The 15,713-nt window shown below is 66.1% G+C and carries 16 protein-coding genes and 1 other RNA gene; 9 read left to right on the top strand and 8 right to left on the bottom strand.

Annotation, left to right across the window (positions count from 1 at the left end; translation table 11 throughout):
- Positions 1–222 precede the first annotated feature (222 nt).
- Positions 223–876: a DUF805 domain-containing protein gene (locus tag A7X65_RS33080; protein WP_063693230.1), complete on the top strand. Its 654-nt coding sequence runs from the start codon at positions 223–225 to the stop codon at positions 874–876.
- On the top strand, positions 873–2,039 hold the full coding sequence (gene dapE, locus A7X65_RS33075; protein ID WP_063693227.1) for a succinyl-diaminopimelate desuccinylase: 1,167 nt from the start codon (positions 873–875) through the stop codon (positions 2,037–2,039). The genes A7X65_RS33080 and dapE overlap by 4 nt, the downstream gene beginning before the upstream one ends.
- A 138-nt stretch (positions 2,040–2,177) precedes the next feature.
- On the opposite strand, the gene truA is transcribed toward dapE, so the two are convergent.
- The 3 genes from truA to def all read right to left on the bottom strand — a co-directional run bounded on the left by truA (position 2,178) and on the right by def (position 4,508).
- Positions 2,178–2,915 carry a tRNA pseudouridine(38-40) synthase TruA gene (gene truA / locus A7X65_RS33070; RefSeq protein ID WP_063693224.1) on the bottom strand — a complete coding sequence of 246 codons (738 nt, stop codon included), beginning with the start codon at positions 2,913–2,915 and terminating at the stop codon, positions 2,178–2,180.
- Positions 2,916–2,921: 6 nt separating this feature from the next.
- Entirely contained in the window at positions 2,922–3,845 is a 924-nt protein-coding gene (fmt, locus tag A7X65_RS33065; RefSeq protein ID WP_063693221.1) for a methionyl-tRNA formyltransferase, read from the bottom strand.
- A 138-nt stretch (positions 3,846–3,983) separates the two neighbouring features.
- A complete protein-coding gene (gene def, locus A7X65_RS33060) occupies positions 3,984–4,508 on the bottom strand; it encodes a peptide deformylase (protein ID WP_063693218.1) in 525 nt (174 codons plus the stop codon).
- 171 nt (positions 4,509–4,679) lie between these two features.
- Between def and A7X65_RS33055 the strand changes: the two genes are divergently transcribed.
- Positions 4,680–5,879: a DNA recombination protein RmuC gene (locus A7X65_RS33055; protein WP_063693215.1), complete on the top strand. Its 1,200-nt coding sequence runs from the start codon at positions 4,680–4,682 to the stop codon at positions 5,877–5,879.
- 177 nt (positions 5,880–6,056) lie between these two features.
- Positions 6,057–7,421, top strand: coding sequence for an AmpG family muropeptide MFS transporter (locus tag A7X65_RS33050; protein ID WP_063693213.1), 1,365 nt, complete (start codon positions 6,057–6,059; stop codon positions 7,419–7,421).
- A gap of 130 nt (positions 7,422–7,551) precedes the next feature.
- On the opposite strand, the gene A7X65_RS33045 is transcribed toward A7X65_RS33050, so the two are convergent.
- From A7X65_RS33045 to ffs, 5 genes are all read right to left on the bottom strand, one after another.
- Positions 7,552–7,989 (bottom strand): hypothetical protein, encoded by a 438-nt coding sequence (locus A7X65_RS33045; RefSeq protein WP_063693210.1) that lies wholly within the window; start codon positions 7,987–7,989, stop codon positions 7,552–7,554.
- 26 nt (positions 7,990–8,015) lie between these two features.
- Positions 8,016–8,618, bottom strand: a complete 603-nt coding sequence (gene recR, locus A7X65_RS33040) for a recombination mediator RecR (RefSeq protein WP_027561562.1) — start codon at positions 8,616–8,618, stop codon at positions 8,016–8,018.
- Position 8,619: 1 nt separating this feature from the next.
- Positions 8,620–8,949, bottom strand: coding sequence for a YbaB/EbfC family nucleoid-associated protein (locus A7X65_RS33035; RefSeq protein WP_063693207.1), 330 nt, complete (start codon positions 8,947–8,949; stop codon positions 8,620–8,622).
- A gap of 112 nt (positions 8,950–9,061) precedes the next feature.
- Complete coding sequence (locus A7X65_RS33030) at positions 9,062–10,900, bottom strand: DNA polymerase III subunit gamma/tau (protein WP_063693204.1); 1,839 nt, start codon at positions 10,898–10,900, stop codon at positions 9,062–9,064.
- A 94-nt stretch (positions 10,901–10,994) separates the two neighbouring features.
- Positions 10,995–11,091: signal recognition particle sRNA small type (ffs, locus tag A7X65_RS33025), an RNA gene on the bottom strand.
- Positions 11,092–11,274: 183 nt separating this feature from the next.
- On the opposite strand from ffs, the gene A7X65_RS33020 reads away from it, so the two are divergent.
- From A7X65_RS33020 to A7X65_RS33000, 5 genes are all read left to right on the top strand, one after another.
- Positions 11,275–12,123, top strand: a complete 849-nt coding sequence (locus A7X65_RS33020; RefSeq protein WP_063693201.1) for a transporter substrate-binding domain-containing protein — start codon at positions 11,275–11,277, stop codon at positions 12,121–12,123.
- A 144-nt stretch (positions 12,124–12,267) separates the two neighbouring features.
- Complete coding sequence (locus A7X65_RS33015; protein ID WP_063693198.1) at positions 12,268–12,930, top strand: amino acid ABC transporter permease; 663 nt, start codon at positions 12,268–12,270, stop codon at positions 12,928–12,930.
- Complete coding sequence (locus tag A7X65_RS33010; protein WP_063693195.1) at positions 12,927–13,721, top strand: amino acid ABC transporter ATP-binding protein; 795 nt, start codon at positions 12,927–12,929, stop codon at positions 13,719–13,721. The genes A7X65_RS33015 and A7X65_RS33010 overlap by 4 nt, the downstream gene beginning before the upstream one ends.
- Positions 13,721–14,476, top strand: a complete 756-nt coding sequence (locus A7X65_RS33005; RefSeq protein ID WP_063693192.1) for an SDR family NAD(P)-dependent oxidoreductase — start codon at positions 13,721–13,723, stop codon at positions 14,474–14,476. Before A7X65_RS33010 ends, A7X65_RS33005 begins: the two co-directional genes overlap by 1 nt.
- The gene (locus A7X65_RS33000; RefSeq protein WP_063693190.1) at positions 14,473–15,600 is read left to right on the top strand and encodes a muconate cycloisomerase family protein; all 1,128 of its coding nucleotides are present in this window, start codon (positions 14,473–14,475) and stop codon (positions 15,598–15,600) included. Before A7X65_RS33005 ends, A7X65_RS33000 begins: the two co-directional genes overlap by 4 nt.
- Positions 15,601–15,713 lie beyond the last annotated feature (113 nt).

The following is a 15,713-nucleotide window of genomic DNA, read 5'->3' as shown; positions in this document are numbered from 1 at the left end:
TCCCCGTTCTTACGGGGAGAGGGTTGGGGTGAAGGGCCTCTCTCCACGGATGAGATGTCCGTGAGACCTGTACCCCCTCACCCGGATTGCATCTTCGATGCAATCCGACCTCTCCCCGCAAGCGGGGCGAGGTAGCCAGCGGCACCAGTCCGCCACATCGAACCCACCCTCCCTCCATCGCGACCAATCTTCGGGCGGCCCCGACCGTCCGGAGCCCTGCGCATGGACTGGACCTGGTATCTGTTCCGCTTCGACGGCCGCATCAACCGCGCTTTGCTGTGGCAGGCGCTGCTGATCGTCGCGCTGCTGGCAGGCTTGCTGGAGATCGCCGGTCAGGTCATCGGGATCATCGGAGGGACGAGGTCCACGCTCAAGCTCGGCATCGAGCTCGATTTCGACTTCGGCCTCGACGGCCTCTTTGGGCTGCTCGATCCCCGCACCTCGCGCTCGCTGGCATCCGCCGATCTCGCGACCGCGATCCTCAAGACCTCCGGCATGGCGCTGTTCTTCTGGATCTATCTCGCGACGGCGATCAAGCGGCTGCACGATCGCGACAGGAGCGGCTGGTGGATCATTCCGTTCTTCTTCGTCCCCGGCCTGTTCAGCCAGTTCGCGGACCTGCTGCCCAAATCAAGCTGGGTGTTTTCGTTCAACCTGGCCGGCGCCCTCTTGTGGCTGTGGGGCCTCGTCGAAATGTACTGCCGGCCCGGCACCGCGGGCCACAACCGCTTCGGTCCCGATCCGCTTCTCGATATCGAGGACGATTCGGCATCCGCCGCGTCCCCTGCGAAAAACTGGGACCAGCAGCGCGAGATCGAAATTGTCCCGCCCAGCGCTAGCCCACCCGGCGGCATGCATGTTAATCGGGGCGCATGACCGATGCCCTCTCGATTGCCCGCGATCTCATCCGCTGCCCCTCGGTAACCCCGGCCGATGCCGGTGCGCTGGGAGTGCTTGAAAAAGCCCTCGGTGCGGCCGGGTTCACCTGCCACCGCGTGACCTTCAGCGAGGACGGCACCGCCGACGTCGACAATCTCTATGCGCGCATCGGCACCGAAGGCCCGCACATCACCTTCGCCGGCCACACCGACGTGGTGCCGCCGGGCGACGAGACCGCCTGGAGCGTCGGCGCGTTCTCCGGCGAGGTGAAGGACGGCGTCCTGCATGGCCGCGGCGCCGTCGACATGAAGGGCGGCATCGCCTGCTCGGTCGCAGCCGTGCTGGAGCATCTCGCCGCCAATGACGGCAAGCCGCGCGCCGACGGTGCGGGCTCGATCTCGTTCCTGATCACGGGCGACGAGGAAGACGTCTCCATCAACGGCACCATCAAGCTCCTGAAATGGGCCGCCGAGCGCGGCGAGAAGTTCGACCATTGCGTGCTGGGCGAGCCCTCCAATGTCGAGACACTCGGCGACACCATCAAGGTCGGCCGCCGCGGCTCGCAATCCGGCACGCTCTATGTCGACGGCGTGCAGGGCCACGTCGCCTATCCGCACCGCGCCGCCAATCCGGTGCCGGATATCTCGCGCCTGATCGTGGCGATCTCCGACGAGCCGCTCGACCATGGCAGCGCGCAGTTCCAGGCCTCCAATCTCGAATTCACCTCGGTGGATGTCGGCAACAAGGCGAGCAACGTCATCCCCGGCGAGGCCCGCGCAAAATTCAACATCCGCTACAACGACAATCACACCCAGGCCTCCTTGCGCGAGCTGGTCGAGACGCGCCTCGCCAAGGCCTGCGGCAACCGCATCAAGGCCCGCATCGTCTGGGAACCCTCGAACTCCAACGTGTTCGTAACCAAGCCCGGCCCGTTCACCGATCTCGCGGTGTCCGCGATCGAGGAAGTCACGGGCCGCAAGCCGGAGCTGTCGACTTCAGGCGGGACCTCGGATGCACGCTTCATCTCCAGCTACTGCCCGGTGATCGAGTTCGGCCTGGTCGGCCAGACCATGCACCAGGTCAACGAGCGCGTGCCGGTGGCCGATCTGGAGAAGCTGACGAAGGTCTATCGCGGGATTTTGGCGCGGTATTTTGGGTAGGGGGCTAACTCTCACCAAACCCTCCGCCGTCATGCCCGGGCTTGTCCCGGGCATCCACGTTCTTCGGCGCTTATAGCAAGAAAGATCGTGGATGGCCGGGACAAGCCCGGCCATGACGCCAGGGCCGACAATCAGGCCCTAGTAATCCACCTGCATCAGATACAGTCCGTCCGGCGGCGCGACGATACCGCAAGCCGTCCGGTTGCGCGCTTCCAGCGCTGCGGAGAGATCGTCCGCGGTCCAACGGCCCTCGCCGACCCAGACCAGCGATCCCACCATCGAGCGCACCTGGCTGTGCAGGAACGAGCGCGCCGAGGTGATCACCGTGATCTCGCGGCCGTCGCGGATCACGTCGAGCTGGTCGAGCGTCTTCTCCGGCGATTTGGCCTGGCACTCGGTGTCGCGGAACGTCGTGAAATCGTGCTTGCCGAGCAGGCGCTGTCCCGCCGCGTGCATCGCCTCGGCATCGAGCTTGCGCGGCACGCGCCAGGCGTGGCCGACGTCGAGCGCGAGGTTGGCGCGGGTGTTGACGATGCGGTAGCGGTAGTGGCGCTTCACGGCCGAGAAGCGCGCCTCGAAGCTGTCGGGCACGATCTCGGCTTCCAGCACCGCGATCGGATGCGGGCGCAGATGCGCATTGAGCCCGTCGCGAAAACGCCCGGGCGGAAACTGCTTCTCGATATCGACATGCGCGACCTGGCCGCGCGCATGCACGCCGGCATCGGTGCGGCCCGCACCGTGCACCCGCAAATCCGCACCCGTCATCGCCTTGACGGCGGCCTCCAGCGCACCCTGCACCGAGGGCAGCGTGTCCTGGACTTGCCAGCCGAAGAACGGCGCGCCGTCATATTCGATGATGAGCTTGTAGCGGGGCATCGCTGATCAGTTGAACCTCGCGCCCGCCTTCAGCGGCACGCCGCGCAGGAAGTCCGCGGCCTGCATCCGCGCCTTGCCTTCGCGCTGGAGCTCAATGATGCGGATCGCGCCTTCGCCGCAAGCGATGGTGAGCTGATCGTCGAGCACCGCGCCCGGCTCGCCCGATCCCTTGGCGAGCTCGCAGCGCAGGATCTTCACGCGCGCATTGTCGAGCTCGGCCCAGGCGCCGGGAAACGGCGACAGGCCGTGGATGTGGCGCAGCACGGCGTGCGCGGGCTTGGTCCAGTCGACCCGCGCCTCGGCCTTGTCGATCTTGGCCGCATAGGTGACGCCGTCCTCGCTCTGCTTTTTCAGCTGCAGCCCGCCGCGCCCGAGCGCCGCCATGGCGCGGACCATCAGGTCGGCGCCGAGGCAAGAGAGACGGTCGTGCAGATCGAGCGCGGTCATGGTGTCGGTGATCGCCAGCCGCTCGGCCATGGCGACGTCGCCGGTATCGAGGCCGACATCCATCTTCATCACCATGACGCCGCTCTCGGCATCGCCTTCCATGATCGCGCGGTTGATGGGCGCGGCACCGCGCCAGCGCGGCAAGAGCGAAGCGTGCAGATTGTAGCAGCCGAGTTTCGGCGCATCGAGGATCGCCTGCGGCAGGATCATGCCGTAGGCGACGACGACGGCGGCATCGGCGTCGAAGCTGCGAAATTCTTCCAGTGCTTCCTCGGTCTTCAGCGTCTTCGGCGTCAAAACGGGCACACCGAGTTTTCGCGCAGCCTCCTCGACCGGGGTCGGCTGCAATTGCAGGCCGCGTCGCCCGCCCGGCTTCGGTGCACGCGTATAGACGGCCGCGATCTCGTGGCCATGCGCGACCAGCTCGAGCAGCGTCGGCACGGAGAAATCGGGCGTGCCCATGAAGATGAGGCGGAGGGGCATGTGGCGAGACAATCCTCGGACGCGAGCAAGGTACTCGTCATGGCCGGGCTTGTCCCGGCCATCCACGTTCTTCCTGCCCGCGGCGCGAGAGAACGTGGATGCCCGGGACAAGCCCGGGCATGACGGCGGAGGGCTTGGCTACTCCGCGCGCTTGGCGGCTTTCTCGAACTTCTTCATCACACGGTCGCGCTTGAGCTTCGACAGATAGTCGACGAACAGCACGCCGTTGAGATGGTCGATCTCGTGCTGGATGCAGGTGGCGTAGAGGCCCTCGGCATCCTCCTCGTGCACCTTGCCGTCGAGGTCGGTGAAGCGCACGCGCACCTTCGCGGGCCGTTCGACCTCCTCGTAATATTCGGGGATCGAGAGACAGCCCTCCTCATAGACCGAGAGCTCCTCGGACGAGGCGACGATTTCCGGATTGATGAAGACGCGCGGCAACGGCGTGGTCTCGCCGTTCTCGTCGCGCTTGGCGAGGTCCATGGTGATCAGCCGCAGCGGCTGCGCGATCTGGATCGCGGCCAGGCCAATGCCGGGCGCGTCGTACATGGTCTCGAACATGTCGTCGGCAAGCTTGCGGATCTCCGGCGTGACCTTCTCGATCGGCTTGGAGACCAGACGCAGCTGCTTGTCGGGCAGGATGATGATTTCTCTGAGGGCCATGGCCGCGATTTAAGCCCCGCGCCGGATGCGGTCAATGCGGCGAGGAACCCCGTTAACCCTCCGCTAACCATAAAACTTCACCTTTGGTTAACCATAAAAATTAGGGGGCCGTTAACCGCCGCCGTTCCCTCTTCGTTCGCGGATTCCCGCGAATCGGCTAGAAGGGCTGCCATGAACGAGATCATTTTCATGCTGGGCGACTGGCCGGTGCGCACGATCGATGCGCTGATCGGCTTCGGGGCCCTCGTCCTCATCCTGCTGGTGGTGATTGCGGTCGTGATCGCCAGATCCGGGCGGCGCGGCGCGGAACTCGCCATGGCGAACGCAATCCGGGCCGACGAGCTCGAGGAGCGCCTCGCCCAGGTGCTGCACGCCCAGAGCGAGGCCGCCGGCCGAGCCGACGCCATGACCCAGGCCCTGGCCGGCCGCCAGGCCGAGATGGCGCGGGCGGTCAACGAGCGGCTGGATTCGGTGACCCACAGGGTCGGCCAGTCCATGGAACATTCGACCCGCAACACCATGGAGAGCCTGCGCGCCCTACACGAGCGGCTCGGCATCATCGACAACGCGCACAAGAACCTCACCGACCTCACCACGCAGGTGACGACCCTGCGCGACGTGCTCGCCAACAAGCAGTCGCGCGGCGCCTTCGGACAGGCGCGGATGGAGGCGATCGTCCAGGACGGTCTCCCCAAAGGCTCCTACGAGTTCCAGTTCACGCTCTCGACGGGAAAGCGGCCCGATTGCGTGGTGTTCCTGCCCGACCAGCGCCCGCTCTGCATCGATGCGAAATTCCCGCTGGAGGCGATGACCGCGCTGCACGACGCCCGCACCGACGAGGAGCGACGCGTGGCCACGCAGCGGCTGCGCGGCGACGTGATGAAGCATGTCAGCGACATCGCGGAAAAGTATCTCGTCACCGGCGAGACCCAGGAGATGGCGCTGATGTTCGTGCCGTCGGAATCCGTCTACGCGGAAATCCACGACGGCTTCGACGACGTGATCCAGAAGGCCTACCGCGCCCGTGTCGTGCTGGTGTCGCCTTCGCTGCTGATGCTGGCGATCCAGGTGATGCAGCAGATCATGAAGGACGCGCGCATGCGCGATGCCGCCGACCAGATCCAGACCGAAGTGATCAAGCTCGGCGACGATTTGGGTCGCCTCAGGGATCGCGTGGTCAAGCTGCAGAAACATTTTTCCGATGCGAACGAGGACGTCCGCCAGATCCTGATCTCCGCCGACAAGATCGAGAAACGCGCCGGCCGGATCGAGGAGCTCGATTTCAGCAAGAACGATGCGGCGGAAGGCCCGCGGCTGGTGGCGACCGGCTCGCCGGAGCTGTTCCCGCGGAAGCTTCAGGCGGGGGAGTGATCTGCTTACCTCTCCCCGCCTGCGGGGAGAGGTCGGATTGCGCAGCAATCCGGGTGAGGGGGTACAGGTCTCGCGGCCACCGCATGTGTGGAGAGAGGCCCCTCACCCCGCCCTCTCCCCGTAAGAACGGGGAGAGGGAGACGAGGCATCACGGCCAGAATCTGCTAACACGACCCCATGACCGCACCCGACGCGACCTCCTCCGACGCGACTGCCGCTCCTGCGACCTCCTGGCGCGAGAGTCTGGCCGTTTACCTGCAACCGCGCGTGCTGATCGTGCTGTTCCTCGGCTTCTCCTCGGGGCTGCCGCTGGCGCTGTCGGGCTCGACGCTCTTGGTGTGGATGCGCGAGGCCGGGGTCGACCTCGAAACGATCGGAAAGTTCGCGCTGGTCGGCACGCCCTACACGCTGAAATTCCTGTGGGCGCCGCTGGTGGATGCGCTGCATGTGCCGCTGTTCACCCGCGCCTTCGGGCGGCGGCGTGGCTGGCTGGTGTTCTCGCAGCTGCTGCTGATCGTCGCGATCCTGCTGCTGGCGATGACCGATCCCGCGCGCTCGCCGTTCTATGTCGCACTCGCCGCGCTGTTGGTCGCCATGACATCCGCGACTCAGGACATCGTGGTCGATGCCTTCCGCGTGGAGAGCCTGCCCGAGAGCGAGCAGGCCGCCGGCATGGCCGCCTACGTCGCCGCTTACCGCATCGGCATGCTGGTCTCGACCGCGGGCGCGCTGTTCATCGTCTCAGGCTTCGAGGGCAGCGGGATTCCCCGTCCGTCAGCCTGGATGTGGGGCTATGTGGTGATGGCGGCGATGGTGCTGATCGGGACGATCACGGCGCTCGTTGCGACTGAGCCGGAGCAGTCGAAAACGGCCGACGCTGCAACGCAGGAGGACACCGCATTCACGCGTGTGCTGCACGCGGCAATCGGCGCCTTCTCGGAATTCCTGTCGCGGAAAGACGCGCTCGCCGCCCTCGCCTTCGTGGTGCTGTTCAAGTTCACCGACGCCTTTTCCGGCACCATGACCGCGCCGTTCGTGATCGACCTCGGCTTCACCCGCAACGACTATGCGGCGATCGTGAAGGGCGTCGGCCTCGCTGCAACGCTGATCGGCGGCTTTGCCGGCGGGTTCGTCGCGCGCCGTTACTCGCTGGCGAGCTCGCTCTGGATCGGCGGCGTGGTGCAGGCGCTCGCCAATCTGTCGTTCTCCTGGCTCGCAATTGTCGGCACCAATCAATGGGCGCTGGCGCTCGCCATCTGCGCCGAGAACTTCACCAGCGCCATCGGCACCGTGATCTTCGTCGCCTATCTGTCGGCGCTGTGCCAGAACCCGCTGCACACGGCGACGCAATATGCGCTGCTCACCGCGCTGGCGGCGGTGGGGCGGACTTATCTTTCGGCCGGCGCAGGCTACGTGGCTGCCGCAACCGGCTGGCCGGCGTTCTTCATGATCTGCGTGCTGGTGGCGATCCCGAGCCTGGTGCTGCTGGCCTGGCTGCAGAAGCGCGGGCATTTCGAGGCGCTGGAGCCGGTGAGGGTATAGGGCTCGGTGCCGTAGGGTGGGCAAAGGCGCAACGCGCCGTGCCCACGATCTCTCTCGGTCGCCAAAAGCGCGTGGGCACGCTTCGCTTTGCCCATCCTACGGCAGTTCGTCGTGAGGCGACGGCGCCGCCCTACTGCTTCTTGATCAGGCTCCACTTCGTGATCACGGCCTCGCTCATCTGGCCGGGATCGCTGGCGCAGGCGACTTCGTCCACCTTGACCGAGATCGCCTTGCCGACGAACGATTTCAGCTGCGCGGCCTGCGCGTCGCTGGAGGTGACGAGCTGGAAGGTTTCCGGACCGGTCTCGAGATTGCACAGCCCGTTCGGCGCCGGCAGGCGGCGCGGCTCGGAGGTGATCTGGTACATCGCAACCCGCTTGCCGGCGTTCTTGACGTCGCGCACCTTCATCGCGTTCAGCTCGCCCGAGAGCACTTCGCCGGCATTGATCGGCTTGCCGGGCTTCGACGGCGGCGGCGCACCGTCGTCCTGCTGCGCGGCGATGGCCGGCGTCACCAGCGCGAACATCGTCACGGCCAAAGCCAGGCGTGTGGCGAAAAGTTTCGTCATGTCGTCCGTTCCGTAAGTCTGTATGGCTAGAAGAGTGTCCGCTGCCGCATGGCGGCCGATAGCGTACCCTCATCGAGATAATCAAGCTCGCCGCCGACCGGGACACCATGGGCCAGCCGGGTTACTTTTACGTTGGCGTCCTGAAGCAGGTCGGTGATGTAGTGCGCCGTGGTCTGGCCGTCGACCGTCGCATTCAGCGCAAGAATGATCTCGTGCACCTCGGCGGCATGCGCGCGCGCCACCAACGCATCGATGGTGAGATCCTGCGGTCCGACGCCGTCGAGCGGCGACAATGTCGCGCCCAGCACATGGTAGCGGCCTTGCGTCGCATTGGCCCGCTCCAGCGCCCAGAGGTCGGCGACGTCGGCGACCACGACGATAATGGCGGGATCGCGCTTCGGGTCGGTGCAGACCGTGCAGGGATTTTGCGTGTCGATATTGCCGCAGGTCTTGCAGACCTGGACCTTGTCGAGCGCGACCTGAAGCGCCGAGGACAGCGGCATCATCAGCGCTTCGCGCTTCTTGATCAGGTGCAGCGCCGCGCGCCGCGCCGAGCGCGGACCAAGGCCCGGCAGCCGCGCGAGAAGCTGGACCAGCCGCTCGATCTCGGGACCTGCAACAGCGCCCATATTACTGGCCGAACAACCCTGACAGTCCCGGCGGCAGGCCGAGCCCGCCGGTGAGCGACTGCATCTTGTCCTGCACCGCCGTCTCCGCCTTGCGGCGGGCATCGCCGAGCGCGGTGACGAGCAGGTCTTCCAGCACCTCGCGCTCTTCCGCCTTCATCAGCGAAGGATCGATCTTGATGCCCTTCACGTCCATCTTGGCGGTCATGCGCACGGTGACGAGACCGCCGCCGGAGACGCCCTCGACCTCGACGCTCGCGAGCTGATCCTGCATCTCCTGCATCTTGGATTGCAGCTGCTGCGCCTGCTTCATCATGCCGAAAATATCGACCATCGGTGCTGTCCTTGATTGGCGCGATCAACCATCATCGCGCCTTCGCTTGTTGTTTTGAGCATGATCCCATCGGAAAACCGCTTTGCGCTACGCGGCGGGTCCGGATCATGCTCTAGAGATCGTCGCCGTCGGAACCGTCGGGCGGATCGTCGCTGCCATAGTCCGCGTTAATATTGGATTCCGGCGCCTCGGGGGCAAGCCTGCGGACCTCGACGACCTTCGATCCGGGGAAGCGCGACAGCACCTCCTGCACGCGCGGATCGGCCTCGGCGGTACGGGCATGTTCCTGCTTGGCGGCCTGGTTCACCGAGCGCAGCGTCGGCTGGCCCTGCTCGTTGGAGACGATCACGGTCCAGCGCCGGCCGGTCCACATCTCGAACTTTCGCGCGAGCTCGGTAATCATGGTCTTCGAGGCGTTCGGCTCGAGCGCGATTTCGAGCCGGCCCTCCTCGAAACGAACGAGCCGCATGTCGCCTTCCAGCGCGGCCTTGGTCATGACGTCGCGCTTCTGGCTGGCAAGCGCGACAAGCTGGGTGAAGCTGGTGATGCGGAGCTGGGGCGCGGCCCCTTGCGGATCCGGCGCGGGTGCCGCCATCTGCGGACGGGCAGCGCCGCCGAATGCCGATGGCGACGATGTCGGCATGCGAACCGGCGCCACGGACGCAACCGGCGCTGCGGAGGCCATGGGCGCAGCCGGTGCGCTGCTGCGCGCAGCACCGCCGCCGCTCGCGACCGGCGAGCCGCCGCCGTTCTGCTCCAGCATTTTGATCGCTTCGTCCGGCGTCGGCAGGTCGGCGACATAGGCGATGCGCACCAGCACCATCTCGGCCGCGGCCGCGGGCCGCGTTGCCGCCTGCACCTCGGTGATGCCCTTGAGCAGCATCTGCCACATCCGCGACAGCACGCGCATCGAGATCTTCGAGGCGAAATCCTTGGCGCGCACGCGCTCGGTCTCGCCATAGGCGACGTTGTCGGCGGTCGCCGGCACGATCTTCACGCGGGTGACGAAATTGACGAATTCGGCAAGGTCCGAGAGCACGACGATCGGATCAGCACCGACATCGTACTGGTCGCGGAACTCCTTGAAGGCAGCCGCGATGTCGCCGCGCGCCAGCGACTCGAACAGGTCGATGACGCGGGTGCGGTCGGCAAGGCCCAGCATCTGCCTGACCGCATCCGCCTTCACGGCGCCGGCCGCATGCGCGATGGCCTGGTCGAGCAGCGACAAGGAGTCGCGCACCGAGCCTTCGGCGGCGCGGGCGATGATGCCGAGCGCTTCCGGCTCGATCTCGACGCTCTCCTTCGCGGCGATGCTGGCGAGGTGCTTCATCAGCACGTCGGCCTCGACGCGGCGCAGGTCGAAGCGCTGGCAGCGCGACAGCACCGTGACCGGAACCTTGCGGATCTCCGTCGTCGCGAACACGAACTTGGCGTGCTCCGGCGGTTCCTCCAGCGTCTTCAGGAAGGCGTTGAACGCCGCCGTCGACAGCATGTGGACTTCGTCGATGATGTAGACCTTGTAGCGGGCGCTGGCCGGCGCATAGCGCACGCTGTCATTGATCTGGCGGACGTCGTCGACGCCGGTGTGCGAGGCCGCGTCCATCTCCAGCACGTCCATGTGCCGGCTTTCCATGATCGCCTGGCAATGCACGCCGAGGGTCGGCATGTGGATGGTCGGCCCCTTCACCGAGCCGTCCGGCATCTCGTAGTTGAGCGCCCGGGCCAGAATGCGCGCTGTGGTGGTCTTGCCGACGCCGCGGACGCCGGTGAGGATCCAGGCCTGCGGAATGCGGCCGGTCTCGAATGCATTGGAGACAGTGCGGACCACGGCCTCCTGGCCGATCAGGTCGTCGAAGCTGGAGGGGCGGTATTTCCGCGCCAGAACCCGGTAAGGCGCATTGCCAGCCGGGCCGGCGCTGTCAGGATTGGGAGGGGCGCCAGCGTCGGTCATCGGTCGATCCGCAATGAAATCTCTCTCGGCCGGCTTTTGCGGAAAGGAGCGCGCTGGCGGGAAGCCCGCCGGCGCAATTCGCTCGGAAAAACAGGTAGGAGACTGACGAGCGACCCGATCCGGACCTCGTTAGGGCTGCTTCCTTCCGGACCTGACCCGGTTGGCGAGTGGCTCGTCCACCGCCAATCTCCCGGTCCCTATTTGGGGCCAAAGGGAGCGGAAAGCAAGCGGGTATCGGCCAGAACCGCTTGATCTTGCCCAGCATCCGGGCAAATCCGGACCTGCCCAGCCGATAGGCTGTGCTTTCTCTGCTGGCACCACCTTGCTAAGAACGCTGCCGGAACTCCACCCAACCAGAAAAGCGATTGATCCCAATGGTTACACGTCGTGATGTTGCATCGATTGTCGGGCTTGGCGCCGTGACCGCGGCCGCGCTGGCTGCGCCGGCGGTGGCCCAGACCGCGGCCGACCCGAACGAATCGACCTTCGCCCGCATCCGCCGGACCAAGAAGATGCGGATCGGCGCAGTCGGCGGCGGCGCCCCCTATTACATGAAGGACCTCTCCACCGGCCAGTGGAAGGGCTTCTACATCGACATCGCAAAGGGCCTCGCCGACGACATGGAGGCCGAGCTCGAGATCACCGAGACCACCTGGGGCAATTCGGTGCTCGACCTGCAGTCCAACAAGATCGACATCTTTTTCGGCCTCAACCCGACGCCGAAGCGCGCGCTGGTGGTCGACTTCTCGGTGCCGGTCTTCAACAACGCTTTCGGCATCCTCTGCAAGAAGGACTTCAAGCCGAAGAGCTGGGCCGAGCTGAACTCGCCCGACATCAAGATCGCAGTGGACCAGGGCTCCTCGCACGACCAGGTCGTCAGCCGCCTGACGCCGAAGGCGCAGATCTCGCGCCTGAAGACCGCGGACGATGCCACCGCCGCGCTGCAGACCGGCCGCGTCGACGCGCAGTGCCTGATCACCATGCTGTCGCTCACCGTGCTGAAGAAGAACCCCTCGCTCGGCCAGTTCGTGCTGCCGACGCCGATCTTCGCGACGACGTCGAACGCCGGCTTCCGCCGCGAGAACGACAAGACCTTCCGCGACTACGTCAACACCTGGATCGACTTCAACAAGGGCCTCGGCTTCATCCGCAACGCCATCATCACCAACATGGAGCTGGTGGGCGTGACGGAAGCGGACATTCCGCCGGGCGTGTCGCTGTAAGAGCGCTTGGCATCCACGCCGTCATGGCCGGGCTTGTCCCGGCCATCCACGCCCTACCCGCGGCACGAAGAACGTGGATGCCCGGGACAAGCCCGGGCATGACGACGAGTTTTCTGAACCGACGTCGGACGAGTCAAAACACGCATGTATCAGTGGGACTTCGGCATCCTCTGGAGCTATCGCTGGCTCTTTCTCAACGGGCTCGGCGTCACCGTCGGCTTCACCGTGGTCATCGTCGTGCTCGGCCTCGTCTTCGGCCTGTTCGGCGCCTTCGGCAGCCTGTCGCGCTTCAAGCCGATCCGGCTCCTCGCCCTCACCTTCATCGAGGCGTTCCGCTGCACGCCGATCCTGGTGCAGCTGATCTGGTTCTATTACGCGCTGCCGATCCTCGCCGGCGTCGAGATGACACCGATCACGGCGTCGGCGCTGGCGCTGTCGCTCTACGGCGGCTCGTTCTATTCTGAGATCATCCGCGGCGGCATCATCTCGATCGACAAGGGCCAGTCCGAAGCCGGCGCCGCGCTCGGCATGACGCCCGGCCAGAGCATGCGGCGCATCGTGCTGCCGCAGGCGATCAAGCGCATGATCCCGGCGCTGATGAACCAGTCGATCATCCAGTTCAAGAATACTTCGCTGGTCTCGGTGCTGGCGGTGCCCGATCTCGTCTACCAGAGCCAGGTCGCCGCCCATGACAGCTACCGCCCGCTGGAGACCTACACCGCGGTCGCGGTTGCCTATGCGGCGATCCTGATCCCGCTGACCATCATCGTCCGCCGGGGCGAGAAGCGACTGGCGGTGAGCGAATGAGCGACACGTCCAAGATCGAGATCCGCAGCCTTCGCAAGAGCTTTGGCAGCAACGAGGTCCTCAAGAACATCAATCTCGACGTCGCCAAGGGCGGCGTCGTCGCGCTGATCGGCCCGTCGGGCTCGGGAAAATCGACACTGCTCCGCTGCATCAACCTGCTGGTCGTGCCAGACGGCGGCAGCGTCCGCGTCGGCGACACGCGCTTTGCGTTCGGTGAGGGGGCGAAACTCCCCGATGTGAGGACCCTCGCAAAATTCCGCGCCACCACCGGCATGGTGTTCCAGCATTTCAATCTGTTCCCGCACATGACGACGCTCCAGAACGTGATGGAGGGCCCGGTCACGGTGCGGCGCATGGCCAAGGCCGATGCCGAAAAGCTCGCGCGGGCGCAGCTCGCCAAGGTGGGGCTTGCCGAGAAGGCCGACCAATATCCGGCGACGCTCTCGGGCGGTCAGAAGCAGCGCGTTGCGATCGCTCGCGCGCTGGCGATGGAGCCGGACGTGATGCTGTTCGACGAGGCCACCTCCGCGCTCGATCCAGAGCTCGTCGGCGAGGTTCTGAACGTAATCCAGCAGCTCGCGTCCGAAGGCATGACCATGGTGATCGTGACTCACGAGATCGCGTTCGCCCGCGAGGTTGCCGACCGCCTGATCTTCATGCGCGACGGTGTCGTCGTCGAGGAAGGCCCGGCGCGGCAGGTGATCGACAATCCCACGGAAGCCGCGACGCGCGCCTTCCTCAGCCATTTCCACCGCACCGGCGCGCTGCCGCCGGCCAACGCAACATCGTGATGCCCAATATCGATCGCGCCTATCTCGTCACCGGTGCCGCCAGCGGCATCGGCCGCGCCACCGCAAAGCTGCTCGCGGCGCCCGGCACCGCGCTGTTGCTGCACACACGCTCCAATGCCGAAGGCCTCGACGCCACCGCGGCGGAGACCGAAGCGAAAGGCGCCGTGGTGGCAAAGTGCCTCGGCGATCTCGCCGAAGAGGCTGCGGCCAGCGATGCCGTCGCCGCTGCGCAAGCGGCGTTCGGGCGGCTCGACGGGTTGGTGCTCGTCGGCGGTCACGCCCGCCGCGGCAGCGCGATCGGCACGCCTGCGGATGAGTTCCGCAAGGCCATGGATGAATCGGCACTCGCCTTCACGCGGCTCGTCGGCGCCGCACTGCCACTGCTGCGCGCCGGGCGCGATGCGCGGATCGTGGCGGTGTCGTCCTTCGTCGCGCACGCGATCCGCCCGGAATTCGCGCCCTTCGCGGCGACGGCAGCCAGCCGCTCCGCACTGGAAGCGCTGGTGCGCCTCACCGCGATCGAGCTTGCGAAGGACGGCATCACCGTGAATGCGGTGTCGCCCGGTCTCATCGTCAAGGACAAGCCGAGCGAGAGCCGGCTCTCGCCCGAGCAGATCGCAGCGACCGAAGCGCTGATTCCGATGCGCCGCCGCGGGCGGCCGGAAGAGGTCGCCGAGATCATCGCGTTCCTCGCATCCCCCAAAGCATCCTACGTCACCGGCCAGGTCTGGCACGTCAATGGAGGCCTGACATGACCGAAGCAACCGTCGCACGCATCAGGCTGTTCCTGATCGAAAGCCCGATCAAGATGGCGCGCCTGCAGGGCGTCGGGAACGTCAAGGGCACGGTGAAGCGCGTCCTGATCGAGCTGACGTCGAGCGACGGTGTGATCGGCTGGGGCGAAGCGGCGCCGTGGGAGGTGTTCACCGGCACGCCCGAGGCGGCATTCGCGGCGCTCGACATCTATCTGCGCCCCATCGTGCTCGGAAAGCCCGTGCGCCGCATCCGCGCGCTGATGGCCGAGCTCGACCGCGCGCTGGTCGGACACGCCGAAGCCAAGGTCGGAATCGAGACGGCGCTGCTCGACATCGTCGGCAAGTCGTCGGGGCTCTCGGTCGCCGACCTGCTCGGCGGCCGCGTCCGCGATACCATTCCCCTCTCCTTCTCGATCGCCGATCCGGATTTTGCCGCCGATCTCGAGCGCATGCGGAAAATGGTTCCTGAGGGAAACGTCATCTACAAGGTCAAGACCGGTGTGAAGCCGCATCGCGAGGACCTCGATCATCTCGAAGCGATACGGAAGGAGTTTGGCGACAAGGTGGATCTGCGCGTCGACTACAACCAGGCGCTGGCGCCGTTCGGCGCCATCAAGATCCTGCGCGATGTCGAAGAGTTCGCGCCGACCTTCATCGAGCAGCCGGTGCCGCGGAAATATCTCGACGTGATGGCGCAGCTCACCGCCGCGCTGGAGACGCCCGTGCTCGCCGACGAGAGCTGCTTCGACCGCCGCGACATGATGGAGGTGGTCCGCCGCGAGGCGGCTGATGCGGTCTCGATCAAGCTGATGAAGGCCGGCGGCCTGTTCGAGGCGCAGGCGATCATGGCGATCGCCGACATCGCCGGCCTGCCCGGCTATGGCGGCACGCTGTGGGAAGGCGGCATTGGTCTGGCCGCCGGCACGCAGCTGATCGCGGCGACACCCGGCATCTCGCTCGGCTGCGAGTTCTACATGCCGCATCACGTGCTGACCGAGGACGTGCTGGAAGAGCGCGTCGCCAACCGCGGAGGTCATGTCGTGGTACCCGACGGCCCCGGTCTCGGCATCCGCGTCAGCGAAGCTTCGGTCCGCGCCAATGCGCGGGTGCTGGCGGAGGCGTAGGAAGTCAGCGCACTCTCAGTGTCGTCCCGGCGAAGGCCGGGACCCATAACCACAGGGAGATGTTATGCGGAGACTCGCCGTTCGGGACTAGCACCAACCGCAATCGATAGACC

Source organism: Bradyrhizobium stylosanthis, assembly GCF_001641335.1.
Lineage (GTDB): Bacteria > Pseudomonadota > Alphaproteobacteria > Rhizobiales > Xanthobacteraceae > Bradyrhizobium > Bradyrhizobium stylosanthis.
The sequence above is the reverse complement of the archived record's forward strand: the minus strand, read 5'-3'. Positions and strand labels throughout refer to the sequence as shown.

Bases quoted from the DNA above. Each gene is read 5' to 3' on its own strand.
- recR (WP_027561562.1), bottom strand. From the start codon at position 8,618: ATGGGCGCTGTTGCAGGTCCCGAGATCGAGCGGCTGGTCCAGCTTCTC.
- A7X65_RS33050 (WP_063693213.1), top strand. From the start codon at position 6,057: ATGACCGCACCCGACGCGACCTCCTCCGACGCGACTGCCGCTCCTGCG.
- A7X65_RS33020 (WP_063693201.1), top strand. From the start codon at position 11,275: ATGGTTACACGTCGTGATGTTGCATCGATTGTCGGGCTTGGCGCCGTG.
- A7X65_RS33005 (WP_063693192.1), top strand. From the start codon at position 13,721: ATGCCCAATATCGATCGCGCCTATCTCGTCACCGGTGCCGCCAGCGGC.
- A7X65_RS33000 (WP_063693190.1), top strand. From the start codon at position 14,473: ATGACCGAAGCAACCGTCGCACGCATCAGGCTGTTCCTGATCGAAAGC.
- def (WP_063693218.1), bottom strand. From the start codon at position 4,508: ATGGCCCTCAGAGAAATCATCATCCTGCCCGACAAGCAGCTGCGTCTG.
- fmt (WP_063693221.1), bottom strand. From the start codon at position 3,845: ATGCCCCTCCGCCTCATCTTCATGGGCACGCCCGATTTCTCCGTGCCG.
- dapE (WP_063693227.1), top strand. From the start codon at position 873: ATGACCGATGCCCTCTCGATTGCCCGCGATCTCATCCGCTGCCCCTCG.
- A7X65_RS33055 (WP_063693215.1), top strand. From the start codon at position 4,680: ATGAACGAGATCATTTTCATGCTGGGCGACTGGCCGGTGCGCACGATC.
- A7X65_RS33030 (WP_063693204.1), bottom strand. From the start codon at position 10,900: ATGACCGACGCTGGCGCCCCTCCCAATCCTGACAGCGCCGGCCCGGCT.
- A7X65_RS33035 (WP_063693207.1), bottom strand. From the start codon at position 8,949: ATGGTCGATATTTTCGGCATGATGAAGCAGGCGCAGCAGCTGCAATCC.
- A7X65_RS33080 (WP_063693230.1), top strand. From the start codon at position 223: ATGGACTGGACCTGGTATCTGTTCCGCTTCGACGGCCGCATCAACCGC.
- A7X65_RS33015 (WP_063693198.1), top strand. From the start codon at position 12,268: ATGTATCAGTGGGACTTCGGCATCCTCTGGAGCTATCGCTGGCTCTTT.
- truA (WP_063693224.1), bottom strand. From the start codon at position 2,915: ATGCCCCGCTACAAGCTCATCATCGAATATGACGGCGCGCCGTTCTTC.
- A7X65_RS33010 (WP_063693195.1), top strand. From the start codon at position 12,927: ATGAGCGACACGTCCAAGATCGAGATCCGCAGCCTTCGCAAGAGCTTT.
- A7X65_RS33045 (WP_063693210.1), bottom strand. From the start codon at position 7,989: ATGACGAAACTTTTCGCCACACGCCTGGCTTTGGCCGTGACGATGTTC.